Genomic DNA, 16,544 nt, shown 5'->3' on the forward strand with positions numbered 1-16,544 from the left:
GGGCAGCCATTCCACGAGACCCGCCATGGCCTTTCGCCTGATCGCCTGCCTGCTCCTGTTGTCGTGTATGCTGCCGGCTTCGTCCGCCGACGTCGCGACCGTCGATTCGCCATCGCAGCGTGTGCTGATCCTGGTCTACCACCGGTTTGCCAGCGCGCAACTGGATTCGATGACGGTCCGTACCGAGACGTTCCGCCACCAGTTGCAGGCGATCGAGGCGAACGGCTACCGCATCGTGCCGCTCGCCGACGTCGTGCGCTGGCATGACGGCCAGGCCGATGCCGTGCCGGCGCGCGCGGTCGCGATCACCGTCGACGACGGTCATCGCTCCGTCTACGACGTGCTGCGCCCGTTGCTGGCCGCCCATCCGATGCCGGTCACGCTGTTCATCTATCCGTCGGCCATCTCCAACGCCAGCTATGCGATGACATGGGACCAGTTGCGTACGCTCGGGCAGTCCGGCGGCGTCGACATCGAGTCCCACACGTACTGGCATCCGAATTTCCGCACCGAACGCGCCCGACTCACGCCGGACGACTACCTGCGCTTCGTGTCGTTCCAGTTGCGCCGGTCCCGCGAACGGCTCGAGTCCGAAACCGGCCAGCCGGTCCGGATGCTGGCCTGGCCGTTCGGCGTCCATGATGCGCAGACCGATCAGCTGGCCGCTCGCGAGGGCTACGTGGCGGCCTTCACGCTCGACGCGCGCCCCGTTCGTGTCACCGACCCGGCCATGGCGCTGCCGCGCTATCTGATGACGGACGCCTGCGACACACGATGCATGAATGGATTGTTGAGAACCGCCGGGGGGAAGCCGTGATTGCACGTCTGATCGTCGGTCTGCTCGTGTCGCTCGGCGGATTCGCCGGATTCGCCGCCCGGGCGGCGCCCGTCACGATCACCGTCGTCGATGCGACGAACGGGCACCCGCTTGCCGGCGCGATCGGCCACGCGTCGGGCGTGAACCGGACCGCAGATCGCGACGGCGCGTTTTCACTCGAGATCGACGCGGCGGGGGCACGCCTGAGCGTGCGTGCGCCGGGCTACGCGCGAACCGAAGTCACGCTGGCACCCGCCGGCGGCGCACAGACGATCCGCATGACGCCGGTGCGGCCGAAAGCCGTCTATCTGTCCGCTTACGGCGTCGCGGACCGCACGTTGCGCGAGGCGGCGCTGTCCCTCCAGGACAAGACGGCGATCAACGCGCTCGTCATCGACGTGAAGGGCGACAGCGGCGTGACGCCGTATCGCAGCCTGGCGCGTGAGATCTCCGGCGCCGCGAACAATGTCGCCGGCGCCATCGTTCGTCCGCCCGATCTGCCGGAGCTGTTGCGGACGTTCCACGCGCGCGGTCTTTACCTGATCGCCCGCATCGTCGTGTTCAAGGACGACCCGCTGGCGCGCGCTCATCCCGAGTGGGCCGTGCGCGATGCAGCCGGCGAGATCTGGCAGGACCGCGAGCATCAGCGCTGGATCGACCCGACCTCGCGCGCGGCCTGGCAACACAATTACGACGTCGCCGAAGAGGCGGCCCGCATGGGTTTCGACGAAATCCAGTTCGACTACCTGCGTTTTCCCGACGCCAACGGCCTCCGGTTCGCCGAGGCCAATACCGAGGCGAACCGGGTCGCGGCAATCTCGGGATTCCTGACCGGCGCGCGGGAACGGCTGCGGCCGTACAACCTCTACATGTCGGCCGACATCTTCGGGTACGTCTGCTGGAACACCGACGACACCGCGATCGGACAACGGCTCGACGCGCTCGGGCCGGTCGTCGACTACGTGTCGCCGATGCTGTATCCGTCCGGCTTCACGTGGGGCCTGCCCGGTTGCCGGAAGCCGACCGAGCATCCGGGCGAGATCGTTTCGCGGTCGCTGGCCGAGGCGAAGCGCCGGACCGGAATGGACGGGGTCCGGTTTCGGCCGTGGCTCCAGGCGTTTCGCGACTATGCGTTCGACCACCGGCCGTTCGATGCCGACGAGATCCGCGCACAGGTCGACGCGGCCGAAGCGGCGGGCACGGACGGCTGGATGCTGTGGAACCCGCGCAATCGCTACGATCCTGCCGATTTGCCGCGCTGAGCGGCAGGTGCGGACCGGCGAGAACATGTAGGCGTCCGATCGATCATGCCGTGGAATGACGCGCGTTATCCGCCTTCGATGCGGAATCTGCCGCCGCCGGTTCGCGGCAAGGCGATCGAGATTGCCAACGCGCTGCTGCGTCAGGGGCGCACCGAGGGCAGCGCGATCCGCATCGCGATTGCGCAGGCGAAACGGTGGGGGCGTGCGCATGCCATTATTCGTGGCCGCGGGTGACGGTCAGGTTGACGAATGACCGAACGAAGGCGCCGCCGCAGAAACTAGGCCACCCACCGTGCCGGACATTCGTGCACGGTCATCGCCGGATGCAGTCGCGCGGCCAGAACGCACGCCATCAGCATGATGGCGACCGCGATGCCGTGCACCGGGTTGCGCAGACACGACGCGACCTGCTCGCTCCTCGCCACACCGAACAGGCACCACAGGCAGAAATGCTCGCAGTTGTTCGTGAGCAGCCGGTATTGGCATTCGCCAAGGCGCGATGCCGCGCGGCGCGCTGCTTCCGTTCCATCGTACAGCGTGCGCGCGTGACGAATGACCGCGAGCCCGAAACCGGCACGGAAGCCGTCCAGCGTGACGACCTCGACCGGACCGCCGCTCGCATGGCGCGACCATCCCGCGTAGTGAATCACGTTGCCGTCGCCGATGTAGATCCCGTGATGCAGATAGCCGCGGCGGCGGGTCACGAGGTGGGCACCGACCGGCGGTTCGCCATCCAGCATGGCGTCGTCGGCGTGCGCTGCGGTCGGATCAATCATCGCCAGCTCCTCGATCCTGCGGCGGCGGGGCGGAAGGGCCGTGCGCCGGCCGCGAAACACGTTGCGTCCTGTCACGTCTCCAGTATTGGCAGTGGAGCCGCGCGGAACAATCAGCGTGGCCTGAGCTTGCTGTCCGATGTCGGGCCGCCGTGTCGGAATTTTCCGACGGGCCGTGCAATATCGGCTGACAGCCGCCACGGACGATTGCGCCGCCCGTATCCCGCTTTCCTCGTGTTTTCAGGCGTGCCGTGGGATTCGGGCAGATGGGGCGCGATGACTGTCTCGCGGGGCCCGTCCGGCGTCGTTCGGCTTCGACAGGCGTGCACTTGACTTGAGTCAACGGGAAATCGACGTTCCGCGCGACGCTGACGTCGTCGTCGACGCGAATGCGCGACGTCGCCGCACGCAGCCCGTTCCGCGACCGGACGAGCGGCATCGCAGCCGTGCGGGCTCAATCAGGAGAGTGAAGATGTGGACCGGAACCGTGAAGATGCTGCTGGCAGCCTGCCTGCTGAACATCGGTGCGAACGCGCTGGCTGACCCGTCGACCGAGCCGGTCGTGCACAACGGTGTCACTTACATCACCGGCGGAATCGGCCAGGACGAGATCACGGCATTTCGCGATGTCGCGCCTCGCTACAACCTGCGGATCACGTTCGCATCGAAGCGGGGCCAGTATCTGTCCGATGTCGATGTCACGCTGTCGTCCGGCAAGTCGACGATTCTCGACGCGCACACGAACGGCCCGTTCCTGTTTGCCCGCGTGCCGCCGGGGCGATATACCGTGTCCGCGCACGACAGGGCCATTCAGGAAGTCAGGCACGTCGTCGTGCCGGCGCGCGGCGCGGTCGATGTGCGCTTCTACTGGCACGACCCGGACCGGCACGGCGCGATACGTCTGTGCGCCGATTGCTCCGCATCGCCGCAGTAACGGCCCGCTGGCCGCGCGCTCGTTCAGGACCGGCGTGGCGGGAGAAGCGACGCTGCGTCGGCCGGTCCCGGATCGTCCGCACGTAGCTCGACTTAGCCGATGCGGCCGGCACGAAGAAATGAACGCAGTGAAACAGGCTCGATCGCGACGATCCCGCTGCGCTGCCGCGCTGACCGGCGCGCTGCTGTTCACGCTTGCGTCAGCCGGTGCGCACGCGGAATCCGACACGGCCGCGGCGCAGCAGCAGATCATCGCAATCGACGAGGCGATCGCCGCCGAGATCGCCGACGGCCATCTTGCCGGCGCCGTGGTCGTGACGGGCGACGCGGACGGCGTGCGGGTGCGCGTCGCGCGCGGCCTGCGCGTGACGGGCGAGCACGCCGAGGCGATGACGGCCGATACCGTCTTCGATCTTGCTTCGCTGACCAAGCCGGTGGCGACGGCGGTCGCGATCATGCAGCTCGCGGAGCGCGGCATGCTGCGCCTCGACGCGCCGGCCGCGCGCTACTGGCCCGCGTTCGGCGCGCACGGCAAGGCCGGCATCACGATCCGCCAGTTGCTCGCGCATGTGTCGGGGCTGCCGGCCGGCGTGTCGTCGTCCCGCGCACTGCGCAGCCGCGCCGCCGTGCTGGCCGACATCGTCGCGATGCCCCCCGGCACACCGGCCGGCACGCAGGTGCGCTACAGCGACGTCAACTACGTGGTGCTTGGCGAGATCGTCGAGCGCGTGTCGCACCGGCCGCTCGACGCGTGGTGCGCCGCACATGTGTTCGCGCCGCTCGGGATGGCGAGCACCGCGTTCCGGCCATCGGCGTCGCTGTTCGCGCGCGTGGCGCCCACCACCGTTCGCGATGGCCGTCTGCTGCGCGGGCGCGTCCACGATCCCGTCGCGGCCGCGATGGGCGGCGTCGCCGGCAATGCGGGCCTGTTCGCGAGTGCGGACGATCTGGCGCGCTTCGCGCGCATGCTGCTGAACGGCGGCGCGCTCGGCCCGGTGCGCGTGCTGGCGCGCCGCAGCGTCGCCGCGCTCGAGACGCCGGCCACGCTCGACGCGGAAGGCGACCTGCACACGCCCGGCTGGGCGGTCGGGCCGCCGCTCGTCGCGAACCGCTACCGGCTGCCGCCGCTCGGCGCGCTGCAACACCTCGGCTACACGGGCACGGCACTGTGGATCGATCCGGTAACGCGCCGCTTCGCGATCGTGCTCACCAGCCGGCTGTATCCCGACGAAACCGGCACGGCGATGCCACTGCGCTCGCTCGTGCTCGGCATCGTATCGAGCGAGGCCGCGGCCGTGACGTCGTCGCGGATTGCGACGCGCGTGCCCGCGATGGCGGCGGCCGTCGCGCAAGCCGCCCGGTTGCCGGTATCGCGCGGGCCGGTGCTGGCCGGCATCGACGTGCTCGCGGCGAGCGGCTTCGCGGCCGTCGCGGGCAAGCGCATTGCGCTCGTCACGAACCGCAGCGGCTTCGACCGGTTCGGCCGGCGCACGGTCGACCTGCTCGCGCAGGCACCGGGCGCGCGGCTCGTCGCGCTGTTCGCGCCCGAGCACGGGCTCGGCACCGACATCGACGAGACGTTCGGCGACACGGTCGACGCCGCGACGGGTGTGGTCGTTCACAGCCTCTACGGCGACCGCCGCCGGATCGCGCCCGCGCTGCTCGCCGATGTCGACGTGCTGGTGTTCGACCTGCAGGACGCAGGCGTACGCTTCTTCACGTATCTGGCCACCCTCGGCTACGCGCTCGAGGCCGGCGCCGCCGCACATCGCCCGGTGCTCGTGCTCGACCGCCCGGACCCGCTGGGCGGCGATGTGTCCGGCGGCCCCGTGGCCGATGCCGGGCCGGCCACGTTCACCGGTTATTACCCGTTGCCGCTCCAGCCCGGCATGACGCTCGGCGAACTGGCGCGACTGTTCAACGACCGCCTGCATATCGGCGCGGCGCTGACCGTGGTACCGATGGCGAACTACGTGCGCGCGATGCGCTTCGACGATACCGGGCTCGGCCGGGTGCCGCCATCGCCGAACCTGCGCGACGGCGCCGCGTTGTCGCTGTACCCGGAGACGGGGCTCATCGAGGGCGCGGCGATCAGTGTCGGGCGCGGTACCGCGACACCGTTCGGCGTGGTCGGCGCGCCGTGGATCGACGCGCGCATCCTCGCGGACGATCTTCGCGCGATGCGGCTGGACGCGACGTTCTCGCCGGTTCGCTTCGTGCCCACGGAGGGGCCGTATCGCGGCAGGGTGTGCGAAGGGGTGCGCATCGACCGGCCGCCCGGCGCGGCACGGCCGGGCGAGATCGGGCTGGCACTCGCACTGGCGCTGCACCGGCGTTATCCGGCGAAGTTCCGGATCGATGCGATCCGAGCATCGGTCGGTTCGCGCGAGGTGGCGGACATGCTGGAGGCGGGGCGGTCGATCGACGAGATCGAGCGCGTGGTCGTTGCGCAGGAGGCGGCGTTCGCGCCAGAGAGAGCAGCATTTCTGCTGTACTGAGCGGATGCAAAGCCGTCGGCAAGCGTGACGCCGATACGAGATCAGCCGCGACTTCGCCGACACGGCTCGGTCGATCCGTCTCGACGATTCGATGGGCGATCGCATATCGGATCGACGCGGCATCGCTTCGCAACTCGCGCTGGTCGAGCGCGCGCGTTGCCCAACTGCCGACGGGCGCACGCACGCGCAAAAGCGCGCTATTCGTGCGCCTCCGATCGCGTGGCAGGAGCGGCCGAACGTTCATCGTGCCGTTTGCCGCGGCCTCGCTGCTTCCGTCCCGTGTCTTCGAGCATTCTCGTGACGTTGCTGAAGGCATTGCGCAGCGCGACGTAGACATCCTCGTCGCGCTCCTTGCTGGATACCAGTTGATGTCCGGGAATCGTGACTTCGATCCGGATATTGAACGGTTTCCCCTGATGATCGTGCTTCTCGTCCAGCACGACGTTGATCCGGCAATGCGAGATGTCCTGCCGGAATCGATCGAGTCTGGATGCATGCCGGGCGGCTGCCGCCTCGCGCGCGTCCGAGCGCGGCATGCCTTGAAATACCAGTTCGTAAGGTGGCTTCATTGCTTGATCCGTTGATGGCTGATGAATGCCGGTCGTGCCCCGTCGTGCCGGCGCCCCTGAGACTCCGGTTCAGAACGTGGCGATCTGAAGGACGACATCGAACGCGATGACCAGTGCCGAGCACAGAACGCCGAGCGCCAGGTTCGCGAGCCGATGCTCGACGTCCGGATGCTTGCCTACCCATGCCGTCATGAAGAACAACCCGTCGAGAATCACCTGCAGTGCAAATACGAACAACATCAGCGTGAACTCGTAGCCAGCCTGCGGCAGTTGCGCGAAATTCCAGCCATGCCGGCTTACCCAATAGCCGATCCGGTAGACCTCATAGCCGGCCAGCAGCAGAGGAAACACGTAGGAAACGAAATACGTCGGCACGGTCGCATGCCGGAACTCGGGTAGGAAATGATGTGCGGTCTGCATGATTGCCTCCCAGCCTGAACGCGTGCGTCAGGACGACTGTCGTTCACGTTTCCAGCCTAGGCTTCCCGGGCGCCAGCCGCTTGACACGTATCAACGGCGCCTTTTATGGGCCGCGTCGGCCCGTGGAAACGCGACGATTCCATCGAGAGCATGTCCGGGCCAGGATGTAACGCGGACGACAAGGTTTGACCGGCATTTACGGCTGATCGGCTGGAAGGGCGAAATTCCGATCGGGCCATCGACGCGAATCGCAAACACGATATCGAACGGGAACCGCCCCGGGATCCGGCATCCGGGGCGAGAATGACTGCCCTGCGGCAACTGTGGCACCGGCCGCTCCGTGGCCGACATGAATTCCGCGTATCCCCGCTGGCAAGTCGTACAAGAGCGACCGGCGGCACACTGATGGCTCAGCCGAGTTCGCCGCCCCAGTTTCCCGATTCCGCGACGCCCGGTGATGCGGCCGTGCGTGGGCGATGCGCGATCATGCAATCGGTCGTGAGCAGCAGCGACGCGACCGAGATCGCGTTCTGTAGCGCCGAACGCGCGACCTTGACCGGGTCGACGATTCCGGCAGCAATCATGTCCCCATATGTCGCCGTTGCCGCGTCATAGCCGAACGGTCCGGTCGCGGCATCGACTGCGTGTACGACGGCCTGCGCGTCCGCTCCGGCGTTTTCGGCGATCTGACGCAGCGGGGATGCCAGCGCGTCGTGCACGATTCGCGCGCCGGTGCGCTGCGCGTCGGTCAAGTCCATGCGATTGCCTTCGAGCGCGCGCCGTGCACGCAGCAGTGCGACGCCACCGCCTGGCACAATGCCTTCCTCCATCGCGGCGCGCGTCGCATGCAAGGCGTCCTCGAAGCGATTCTTGCGCTCGCGCAGCGCGGTTTCCGTCGCGGCGCCGACGCGAATCACCGCGACGCCGCCCGCGAGTTTCGTCAACCGGCGCGTCAGTGCGTCGCGCTCGTATCCGGCCGGTGTCGCCGCGATACGCGTACGCAGCGCCTGGACGCGGTCGTCGATGTGCTGGCGTTCACCTCGCCCGGCGATGACGGTCGTCGTCTCGCGCGTGATCTCCACGCGCCGCGCGGCACCGAGATCGTCGAGCGTCGTGCGCTCGAGTGTCCGTCCGGCCTGAACGGAAATGACCGTCGCGCCAGTCAGCGCGGCGAGGTCGGCGAGCTGTTCGGTGCGTGCCTCGCCGAATCCGGGCGAGCGGATCGCGCACGATTTCAGCGTGCCGCGCAGGTGGTTGACGACAAGGGTCGCCAGCGCCTCGCCTTCCACTTCGTTCGCGACGACGAGAAGCGGTTTGCCGGTGCTGCTGAGCGCCTCGAGTACCGGTAGCAATTGTGCGATCGCGCTGATGTTCATGTCGCAGAGCAGGATGCGCGGCTCGTCAAGGACGATGCGATGATTGTCCGAATCGACGAACAGTGGCGACAGATAGCCGCGATCGATCAGCGAGCCGTCCACCGTCTCGAGTTCGTCGTCGAGCTTCGTGCCGTCCTCGATGCTGATCGCGCCGTCCCTGCCCACACGCTCGACGGCCTGTGCGACGAGCGCGCCGATCGTGCTGTCGCCGCTGGCGGAAATCGTCGCGATCTGGCGCATTTCGTCCGCGCTCGCGCACGGTTTCGACACGCGGTGCAGTTCGGCGACCACGTCGCGTCCGGCCGCTTCGATCGCGCGCTTGAGCGCCATCGGATCGTGCCCGGCAGTGACGCACTTGATGCCTTCGGCAACGATGGCCTGTGCCAGGGTGGTGGCAGTGGTCGTGCCGTCGCCGGCGACTTCGCTGGTGCGGGTCGCCACTTCGCGCAACAACCGTGCGCCCATTTCCTCGAACGGGTCGGGCAAGTCCACAGCGCTGGCGACGACGACGCCAGAGTTCGCGACCAGCGGCGCCGTGCCGGCCCGCTCGACGATCACGTTGCGCCCGCCCGGGCCGAGCGTGAGCTTGACTGCCTCGGCCATCGCGTTGACGCCTTTGAGCAGTCGTTGGCGGGCATCCTGATGAAAGACAAGCGATTTTGCGGGCACGATACACCTCCTGTGCGACGAAGCCGGGCACGACGCGCCTCGGGGCCGGCGACCGATACGCATATTCCACCTGCCGGCGCGTCGTGCCGATTGACCTGGGTCAACGAGCGCCACGCGTTTCGCACCGCCATGTGCTCGCCCAAGAGCCTTCGGTGTCCCCATCCTGAGCGTTGATCTCCGTCAATTGCCGCGGTCATCGCCAATCGAGAATAAATGCATTACTGACGAGAAGGAGGCACGACATGAAAGAATCATCCACGAAACTGCCGGTCAATAAGCCGCAGGAGAGTGCGGAGCATGCGCCGATGGGGGCGCCGTACTGGCATCCGATCGAAACGCTGCGCCATGAGATGGACCGTCTCTTCGACGATTTCAATCGCAGCGCGGGCATGCCGTCGGTGCGGCGACCGATTTTCAACCTCCAGCCATTCTGGCACCGCGATCACGAATGGAGCGCCGAACCCGCGGTCGACTTCGCGGAAACCGACAAGTCATACGAAATCACCGCGGAATTGCCCGGGCTGGACGAGAAGGACATCGAGGTCAAGCTCGCGAACGGCGGCTTGTCGATCCGCGGCGAAAAGCAGGAAGAGAAGGAGGAGCAGCACAAGGACTACTACGTCCACGAGCGCCGCTTCGGCTCGTTCGAGCGCTACTTTCGCATGCCCGACGGGGTCGACAGAAACAAGATCGAGGCGTCGTTCCAGAAAGGCGTTCTGACGGTCACGCTGCCGAAGACGCCGGAGGCTCGCAAGGCCGAGAAGAAGATCGAGGTCAAGGCAGGCTGAAACTGGTGCGGGCATCCGCCGACGCATGCCGGCGGATGCCTGTGCATACGCTTTCCGTTTGCTTCTCGATCGTTGGGTCATGTCGTGACACACCGACATTCGGGCGGTCGATGAAGCGCGATCCTGCATTCGCCATGCATGGAGAGCCGATAACCGGGATATTGGCCACGGCGCACTTGAGCCAGTGGTTGCACCGTCGCGTGCAATCCGTCCACACGAGGCCGATTTTCTACGGATCGCCCGCGCGTCATGGCGAATGAATTCAACGGACGCACGCGCCGCCCGACAAGCGTGCATGAGGGAGGTCGTCATGTCAGCCGGCAAGATTCTCGTCGTGTTCTATTCGCGCACCGGCACGACCCGCCGGGCCGCGTCCGCGCTGGCCGAGATGCTCGACGCCGACGTCGAGGAAATCGTCGTCACGCGCGATCGTGCCGGCCCGTTCGGCTATCTGCGTTCGCTCGTCGAAGCAATCAACCAGAAGCCGGCGGAGATCGTCGCGGCGAAGCGCGACCCGTCCGCGTACGATCTCGTGGTGATCGGCTCCCCGGTCTGGGCAGGCTGCGTATCGTCGCCGGTGCGGGCGTATCTCGTCGCGAATCAGCGACGCCTGCCGCGTGTCGCATTCTTTTGCAGCTTCGCGCAACGTGGTGCGGACTCCGCACTCACGCAAATGCGGACGCTGGCACGCAAGTCGCCACTCGCCGAATGTCGCGTGACGCCACGCGAATCCTTGCATGGCGATGCCAGCCCGATTCTCGCGGCATTTGCTGAACAGGCAGCACGCAGGCTGGCGGAAGCGATCGCGACGACTGCGGCGCGTTGAAGCATACTCGGCGCGCGAGCGGGGCAATGGACGGTAGTGCTCTCGGGCACCGCTGCACGAGACCGCGCGCCGTCGTGCAACGGTGTGGCGGACGTTACGACGCCGGCGTCAGGGCACCGGTCGGTGTGCGTCTGCGGCCGCGAGATAGCCGACGATATCGTCGAGCGTAACCAGACGACCGTAGTCGCGCTCCGGGATCTCCACCTTCAGCCGCGCATGAAGGCCCGTCAGAACATTGAGCCAGTCCATCGAATCGAGATCGACCTGACTGCGCAGCGGACGATCCGCACGCAGCGTCGACGGATCGAGTTCCGGCGCGACGGATGCAAGCGTTTCCAGTACGACCGACAGGATGTCTGCATTGTTCATTGATTCAACTCCTCGGGGTGCTGCAGCAATTCGCCCAGTTCAACCAGGAACAGCGCACCGCGATGGCCGTCGGATACGCGGTGGTCTGCCGAGAGGCTGGCGGTCGTCACCGGCATGATCTTCAGCCCGCCGTCTTCGGCCCACGGCCGCTCAATGATTCGCCCGAACCCGACGAGCGCGACCTGGGGAGGATAGATGATGCCGAACACCTCGGCGGCACCTCGATCGCCGAGATTCGTCACGGTAATCGTCGATTCCGACAACTCCGAACTCCGCAGCGAGCCCGCGCGACATCGCTGCGTCAGGTCGAGCAGTTCGCGCATCAGTTGGTTCAGGGGCTTGGCATCCGCATCGAGCAGCGCCGGCGCCACCAGCCCGCCCTGGCGCAGCGAGATCGCCACGCCGAGATGCACGGCGCCGGCGGGCTGGAAGACGCCCTCCCGATGGAACCCGTTCAGCTCCGGAAATCGACGCAGCGTGAGCGCGACCGCCTTGAGCAGGAGCGCTGCCGGAAGCAGCCTGTCGGTCACGGAACGCATCGCGTTCTCGGCCGCGAGCCATGCCAGCGCCTTTCCCAGCGGAATCGTCTCGGACACGTAATAGTGCGGAATCTCGCGCTTCGAACGCTCCATCGCGGCCGCGATCACCCGTCTCATTTCCGGATTGCGCTCGCCGGGCGTGCCGGGCGCGGGCGAACCCGCCGCCGCGATCGTCCGTTCGACGTCGGCCAGCGTCACCGAGCCCGCCGGGCCGGTGCCCGTGACACTGTCGGGATCGACCCGGTGCTGCTGCGCCAGCTTGCGCGCAGCCGGCGAGATCTTGCGGCGAGGTGCCGCGCCGGTGGCCGCGGCGGGTGCCGCCGGTTGGCGCGTATGCCGCGCCGCCGGCGGTGCTTCTCCGGGCTCGAGCAGCGTGGCCATCGGTGTGCCGACGGGGATCCGTTCGCCCGGGTTCACGAACAATTCGTCGACCGTTCCCTCGTGCCAGCTCTCGACATCCACGGCCGCCTTGCTCGTGTCGACGATCGCGACAACCTGGCCTTTCTTGACCACGTCGCCAGGCTTGACCTTCCATTCGAGGAGCGTCCCCTCGTCCATGTCCGCTCCCATGGAAGGCAACGTGAATTCGATCATGCGTCCCCCTTCGGAGTTTGTCAGCAATCACGAAAACAATTGTTTCACCGCGGTGACGATCTTGTCGACTTGGGGTAATGCCGCGTCTTCCATGTGCCGGGCGTAAGGAATCGGCACATCTTCGGCGCACACGCGTGCCGGCGGTGCATCGAGCTCATAGAACGCCTGCTCGACGATGCGCGCGATGATCTCCGCGGCGACGCTGGCGCTGCGCCAGCATTCGTCGACGACGACCACACGCCGGCACTTCGCTACCGACGCGATGATCGTCGCGTCGTCGAGCGGCCGCAACACGCGCAGGTCGATCACTTCGGCGGAGATCCCGCCGCCGGCGAGCGTCTCGGCAGCATCGAGCGCCTTCGGCAGCGAGCCGCCGTACGCGAGGATGGCGACGTCCTTGCCCGCGCGGCGCACTTTCGCGGTGCGAATGTCGACACCGTCGAGGTCCGGCAGGTCTCCTTCCATGTTGTAGAGGCCCGCGTGTTCGAAGATCAGCACCGGGTCCGGATCGGCCAATGCCGGCGCCAGCATGTGGCGCGCATCCTCGATGGTCGCCGGCGCGAGCACCTTGATGCCCGGGATGCCCGCGTACCAGCCTTCGAAACTGTGCGAGTGCTGCGCGGCGACCTGGCGGCCGGCGCCCGTCGCCATTCGGACGACCAGCGGCACCGAGAATTGCCCGCCGGACATGTGGTGGTAGAGCGCTGCGGTATTGACGATCTGGTCGAGCGCAAGCAGGCTGAAGTTCACCGTCATGATCTCGACGATCGGCCGCATGCCGCCCAGCGCAGCGCCGATGCCGGCCCCCGTGAACGCGAGTTCCGACAGTGGCGTGTCGCGGATGCGCTCGGGCCCGAACGCGTCGAGCAACCCGGCCGACACTGCATAGGTGCCGCCGTAGCATCCGACGTCCTCGCCCATCAGGAACACGCGTGAATCGTTCGACAGCGCCTCGCGCAGTGCCTCGCGCAGCGCCTCGCGATAAGTGAGACGGCGGCTCATCGCGGGCCTCCCGCCGTCGTGTAGACGTCCTCTGCGAGCGCTTCGACGGGCTCCCATGCGGCGGCATCGGCAAACGCGACCGCGCGGGCGACTTCGGCTTCGACATCGGCATCGAGCGCGACGAACGCGTCCTCCGTGAGTTTGCCTTCGGCCTTGAGGCGCGCGGTGAACGTGTGGATCGGGCCGCGGGTTTTCCATGCGTCGACCTCTGCCTTCTGCCGGTAGAGTTCGGCGTCGTACATCGAATGCGCGCGGAAACGATACGTCCGCAGTTCCAGGAACATCGGGCCGGCGCCGCTTCGCACATAGGCGACCGCATCCTTCGCCGCGTCGTGTACGGCCACGATATCCATACCGTCGGTCGAACTCGCCTGCATGTCATAGGCGGCAGCTTTCGTGCACAGGTCCGTCTGGGATTCGTGGCGCTCGACGGCAGTGCCCATCGCATACAGGTTGTTTTCGCAGCAGAACAGCACCGGAAGCCGCCAGAGCGCCGCGAGATTCATCGACTCGTGAAATGCCCCTTCGGCAACCGCGCCGTCACCGAAGAAACATGCGGTGACGCGCGTGCTCGACTGCATCTTGTCGGCGAGCGCGAGACCGACCGCCAGCGGCAGACCGCCACCAACGATCGCGTTTCCGCCGAACAGCCGGCTGCTTCGGTCGAACAGGTGCATCGAGCCGCCGCGCCCGCGAGCGCAGCCTTCGCGCTTGCCATACATTTCGGCCATCAGCACGCCCATGTCCATGCCGCGAACCAGCGCATGCGCATGCTCGCGGTAGGTCGCGACGACGTTGTCGTCGGGTGTCAGCGCATGCAGGGCGCCGATGCCGGAGGCTTCCTCGCCGATATACAGATGAAGAAAGCCGCGCATCTTTCCCGCGCCGTAGAGTTCGGCACATTTCTCTTCGAGGCGGCGCACGCGCAACATGTCGCGCAACAGCGCGAGCGCCAGATCCGCTGGATACGGCACGGGCCCTGACGGCGGAGGCGGAGGCGGGTGGTCGACGGGAGTCATGCGCCGCTCTCGAGTGTCGATGTGTCGCCTTCCGCCATCCCCAACTCGCGGGCCTTGAGCAGGCGCCGCATGATCTTGCCGCTGCGAGTGTGCGGAAGCTGGCCGACGAACACGATTTCCTTGGGCGCGACCGCCGCACCCAGGCGCTTTCGCGCGTGGGCGAGCAGCGCCATCCTGAGTGCATCGTCGGGGCATTGGCCCTGGTTCAGCGCCACAAATGCCTTGATCGATTCGCCGACGACCGGGTCAGGCTTGCCGATCACCGCCGCCTCCGCGACCGCCGGATGCGCCATCAACACGCTTTCGACCTCGAACGGCCCGATCAGGTGGCCGGCCGACTTGATGACGTCGTCGGCGCGCCCGACGAACCAGTAGTAGCCATCGGCGTCCCGCCTCGCGAGATCACCGGTCAGATACCAGTCGCCGGCGAAGCATTTGCGATAGCGTGCGTCTTCGTTCAGGTAGCCGCGAAACATGGACGGCCAGCCGCGCCGGAGCGCGAGTTCGCCCTCGATGCCCGGCTCGTCGACGAGTTGCACGCCGCCACCGGCGTCGCGCTGCACGATCGCCGCATCCACGCCCGGCAGTGGCCTTCCCATCGAGCCGGGCTTGATGTCGAACGCGGGTGTATTCGCGATCATGATCCCGCCGGTCTCCGTTTGCCACCAGTTGTCGTGAATCGGTAGCCCCAGCACTGCCTTTCCCCACCAGACGGCTTCCGGGTTCAACGGCTCACCGACGCTGGCGATGAAACGCAGGTGCGGGAACGCGTGCTGCGAAGCGATCCCGGAGCCGGCTCGCATCAGCATGCGCACGGCGGTCGGCGCCGTGTACCACACGGATACGTGCTCGTCCTCGAGGATGCCGTACCAGCGCTCGGCATCGAATTCCTCGCGGTCGACGATGGAGGTCACGCCATGGAGCAGCGGCGCGATGATCCCGTACGAGGTACCCGTGACCCAGCCGGGGTCGGCGGTGCACCAGTAGATGTCGTCCTCGTGCAGGTCCAGCGCATACCGTCCGGTGATCCAGTGCGTGAGCGCCGCCGCATGCACGTGGACGGCGCCTTTCGGCGTGCCGGTGGTGCCGCTCGTGAAGTGCAGCAGCGCCATGTCTTCCGGGGACGTCGGTTCGTAGCGGCATGTGTCCGCCGCACCGGCCATCAGCGATGCGAGGTCGTGGGTGCCGGAAACGTTCGTCGCCGCGCCGGGTGTGTCCGCGACGAGCAGAACGTGCTTCAGCCCCGGCATGCGTTCGCGCCACGGGGCGATCTTGCGTTCGAAGATCGTATCGGTCGTGAGCAGCACCGTTCCCGCGCCGAGATTCACGCGTGTGGCGATCGGCTCCGGCCCGAATGCGGAGAAGAGGGGGGAGACGACCGTGCCGTTCTTGAGTGCGCCGAGCACGCCGACATACATTTCGGGGATGCGTCCGGCGACGATGAACAGGCGGTCGCCCTTGCCGATACCCAGGCCACGCAGCACGTTGCAGAAGCGGTCAGTCAGCGTCGCGAGTTCGGCGTAGCTGATTGCGCGGGATGGCGCATTCCGTGCGAGGAAGCGCAGGGCAATCCTGTCGCGTCCGGGGCCGGCACAATGACGGTCGACTGCCTGCCACCCGATGTTGATGCCGCCGCCCGGTTCGATCGCGAGTTCGCGCGCCGCAGCCGCCCACGAGAAACGGTGCCGTTCGCCGTCGTAGTCGACGAGATTCGGCACGACGCGCAGGTCGGCAGGTGTTTTGGCGATGATCGCGGGGACGTTCATTCGGACACCATCCGGTCGGGTCGGACGTGATTCATTCTGGTCGCCGCACCCGCTTTTCCGTTGACGTGTGTCAACGCGCCGTGGTTGCCGAAGCGGGCCCGCCGCCTCGGTGAGGATGGACAACAGGATCCGGCCCCAAGTTGCCACGGAAGATGCCGACCGAACACGATACTGTTCGAATGGCCATATGGCGACATCCGTGTACGATCTCCCGTCTTTGATATCGGTCAAATTCGCCCGGTGTTTCTGGGTGAAGCATTCATCTTGCAGGCTGGTCGAGCTGGGCGAGCGCGTGCAGCGTCCGCCGCAGACTAGCCGGTGAAG

The 16,544-nt window shown here is 67.0% G+C and carries 16 protein-coding genes; 7 read left to right on the top strand and 9 right to left on the bottom strand.

Annotated elements, in window-relative coordinates; all coding sequences use genetic code 11:
* The first annotated feature begins 25 nt into the window (after positions 1-25).
* Genes WS46_RS30830 through WS46_RS30840 form a run of 3 tightly spaced genes read left to right on the top strand, consistent with a single transcriptional unit; the run spans position 26 to position 2,313 of the window.
* Positions 26-817, top strand: a complete 792-nt coding sequence (locus WS46_RS30830; protein ID WP_059693107.1) for a polysaccharide deacetylase family protein — start codon at positions 26-28, stop codon at positions 815-817.
* A complete protein-coding gene (locus tag WS46_RS30835; protein ID WP_059693109.1) occupies positions 814-2,079 on the top strand; it encodes a putative glycoside hydrolase in 1,266 nt (421 codons plus the stop codon). The genes WS46_RS30830 and WS46_RS30835 overlap by 4 nt, the downstream gene beginning before the upstream one ends.
* Positions 2,080-2,124: 45 nt before the next feature.
* A complete protein-coding gene (locus WS46_RS30840; RefSeq protein WP_059542041.1) occupies positions 2,125-2,313 on the top strand; it encodes a hypothetical protein in 189 nt (62 codons plus the stop codon).
* A gap of 44 nt (positions 2,314-2,357) precedes the next feature.
* On the opposite strand, the gene WS46_RS30845 is transcribed toward WS46_RS30840, so the two are convergent.
* Positions 2,358-2,855 carry a lecithin retinol acyltransferase family protein gene (locus tag WS46_RS30845; RefSeq protein ID WP_059693111.1) on the bottom strand — a complete coding sequence of 166 codons (498 nt, stop codon included), beginning with the start codon at positions 2,853-2,855 and terminating at the stop codon, positions 2,358-2,360.
* 469 nt (positions 2,856-3,324) lie between these two features.
* Here WS46_RS30845 and WS46_RS30850 point away from each other — a divergent pair, with 469 nt between their 5' ends.
* Positions 3,325-3,786, top strand: coding sequence for a carboxypeptidase regulatory-like domain-containing protein (locus WS46_RS30850; protein ID WP_059542037.1), 462 nt, complete (start codon positions 3,325-3,327; stop codon positions 3,784-3,786).
* A 118-nt stretch (positions 3,787-3,904) separates the two neighbouring features.
* Complete coding sequence (locus WS46_RS30855) at positions 3,905-6,283, top strand: exo-beta-N-acetylmuramidase NamZ domain-containing protein (protein ID WP_156443205.1); 2,379 nt, start codon at positions 3,905-3,907, stop codon at positions 6,281-6,283.
* 197 nt (positions 6,284-6,480) lie between these two features.
* Here the strand turns inward: WS46_RS30855 and WS46_RS30860 are convergent, their stop codons facing one another.
* The 3 genes from WS46_RS30860 to groL form a co-directional block, all read right to left on the bottom strand.
* Positions 6,481-6,852, bottom strand: a complete 372-nt coding sequence (locus WS46_RS30860) for an HPF/RaiA family ribosome-associated protein (RefSeq protein WP_059693113.1) — start codon at positions 6,850-6,852, stop codon at positions 6,481-6,483.
* A gap of 69 nt (positions 6,853-6,921) precedes the next feature.
* Positions 6,922-7,272, bottom strand: a complete 351-nt coding sequence (locus WS46_RS30865; protein WP_059542035.1) for a hypothetical protein — start codon at positions 7,270-7,272, stop codon at positions 6,922-6,924.
* A 410-nt stretch (positions 7,273-7,682) separates the two neighbouring features.
* Positions 7,683-9,317, bottom strand: a complete 1,635-nt coding sequence (gene groL, locus WS46_RS30870; protein ID WP_059693116.1) for a chaperonin GroEL — start codon at positions 9,315-9,317, stop codon at positions 7,683-7,685.
* 242 nt (positions 9,318-9,559) lie between these two features.
* Here groL and WS46_RS30875 point away from each other — a divergent pair, with 242 nt between their 5' ends.
* Positions 9,560-10,105, top strand: a complete 546-nt coding sequence (locus tag WS46_RS30875) for an Hsp20/alpha crystallin family protein (RefSeq protein ID WP_059693118.1) — start codon at positions 9,560-9,562, stop codon at positions 10,103-10,105.
* Between the two features lie 310 nt (positions 10,106-10,415).
* Positions 10,416-10,931: a flavodoxin gene (locus WS46_RS30880; protein WP_059693202.1), complete on the top strand. Its 516-nt coding sequence runs from the start codon at positions 10,416-10,418 to the stop codon at positions 10,929-10,931.
* Between the two features lie 108 nt (positions 10,932-11,039).
* Here the strand turns inward: WS46_RS30880 and WS46_RS30885 are convergent, their stop codons facing one another.
* From WS46_RS30885 to acsA, 5 genes are read right to left on the bottom strand one after another with little or no spacing between them, the layout of a single operon-like run.
* On the bottom strand, positions 11,040-11,300 hold the full coding sequence (locus tag WS46_RS30885) for an acyl carrier protein (protein ID WP_059542030.1): 261 nt from the start codon (positions 11,298-11,300) through the stop codon (positions 11,040-11,042).
* Positions 11,297-12,433 (bottom strand): dihydrolipoamide acetyltransferase family protein, encoded by a 1,137-nt coding sequence (locus tag WS46_RS30890; RefSeq protein WP_059693120.1) that lies wholly within the window; start codon positions 12,431-12,433, stop codon positions 11,297-11,299. Before WS46_RS30890 ends, WS46_RS30885 begins: the two co-directional genes overlap by 4 nt.
* A 27-nt stretch (positions 12,434-12,460) precedes the next feature.
* Positions 12,461-13,435 (bottom strand): alpha-ketoacid dehydrogenase subunit beta, encoded by a 975-nt coding sequence (locus WS46_RS30895; RefSeq protein ID WP_059693122.1) that lies wholly within the window; start codon positions 13,433-13,435, stop codon positions 12,461-12,463.
* Positions 13,432-14,454, bottom strand: a complete 1,023-nt coding sequence (gene pdhA / locus WS46_RS30900) for a pyruvate dehydrogenase (acetyl-transferring) E1 component subunit alpha (RefSeq protein ID WP_059693124.1) — start codon at positions 14,452-14,454, stop codon at positions 13,432-13,434. Before pdhA ends, WS46_RS30895 begins: the two co-directional genes overlap by 4 nt.
* Entirely contained in the window at positions 14,451-16,220 is a 1,770-nt protein-coding gene (gene acsA, locus WS46_RS30905; RefSeq protein ID WP_059693126.1) for an acetate--CoA ligase, read from the bottom strand. The genes pdhA and acsA overlap by 4 nt, the downstream gene beginning before the upstream one ends.
* Positions 16,221-16,544: the final 324 nt, after the last annotated feature.

Origin of the sequence: Burkholderia sp. RF4-BP95 (assembly GCF_001521985.1) — a bacterium.
Classification (GTDB): Bacteria; Pseudomonadota; Gammaproteobacteria; order Burkholderiales; family Burkholderiaceae; genus Burkholderia; species Burkholderia diffusa.

Coding starts and splice junctions, on each gene's coding strand:
- WS46_RS30850 (WP_059542037.1), top strand. CDS start 3,325: ATGTGGACCGGAACCGTGAAGATGCTGCTGGCAGCCTGCCTGCTGAAC.
- WS46_RS30855 (WP_156443205.1), top strand. CDS start 3,905: ATGAACGCAGTGAAACAGGCTCGATCGCGACGATCCCGCTGCGCTGCC.
- WS46_RS30890 (WP_059693120.1), bottom strand. CDS start 12,433: ATGATCGAATTCACGTTGCCTTCCATGGGAGCGGACATGGACGAGGGG.
- WS46_RS30895 (WP_059693122.1), bottom strand. CDS start 13,435: ATGAGCCGCCGTCTCACTTATCGCGAGGCGCTGCGCGAGGCACTGCGC.
- WS46_RS30840 (WP_059542041.1), top strand. CDS start 2,125: ATGCCGTGGAATGACGCGCGTTATCCGCCTTCGATGCGGAATCTGCCG.
- WS46_RS30865 (WP_059542035.1), bottom strand. CDS start 7,272: ATGCAGACCGCACATCATTTCCTACCCGAGTTCCGGCATGCGACCGTG.
- WS46_RS30845 (WP_059693111.1), bottom strand. CDS start 2,855: ATGATTGATCCGACCGCAGCGCACGCCGACGACGCCATGCTGGATGGC.
- WS46_RS30830 (WP_059693107.1), top strand. CDS start 26: ATGGCCTTTCGCCTGATCGCCTGCCTGCTCCTGTTGTCGTGTATGCTG.
- WS46_RS30885 (WP_059542030.1), bottom strand. CDS start 11,300: ATGAACAATGCAGACATCCTGTCGGTCGTACTGGAAACGCTTGCATCC.
- WS46_RS30880 (WP_059693202.1), top strand. CDS start 10,416: ATGTCAGCCGGCAAGATTCTCGTCGTGTTCTATTCGCGCACCGGCACG.
- acsA (WP_059693126.1), bottom strand. CDS start 16,220: ATGAACGTCCCCGCGATCATCGCCAAAACACCTGCCGACCTGCGCGTC.
- WS46_RS30860 (WP_059693113.1), bottom strand. CDS start 6,852: ATGAAGCCACCTTACGAACTGGTATTTCAAGGCATGCCGCGCTCGGAC.
- WS46_RS30875 (WP_059693118.1), top strand. CDS start 9,560: ATGAAAGAATCATCCACGAAACTGCCGGTCAATAAGCCGCAGGAGAGT.
- pdhA (WP_059693124.1), bottom strand. CDS start 14,454: ATGACTCCCGTCGACCACCCGCCTCCGCCTCCGCCGTCAGGGCCCGTG.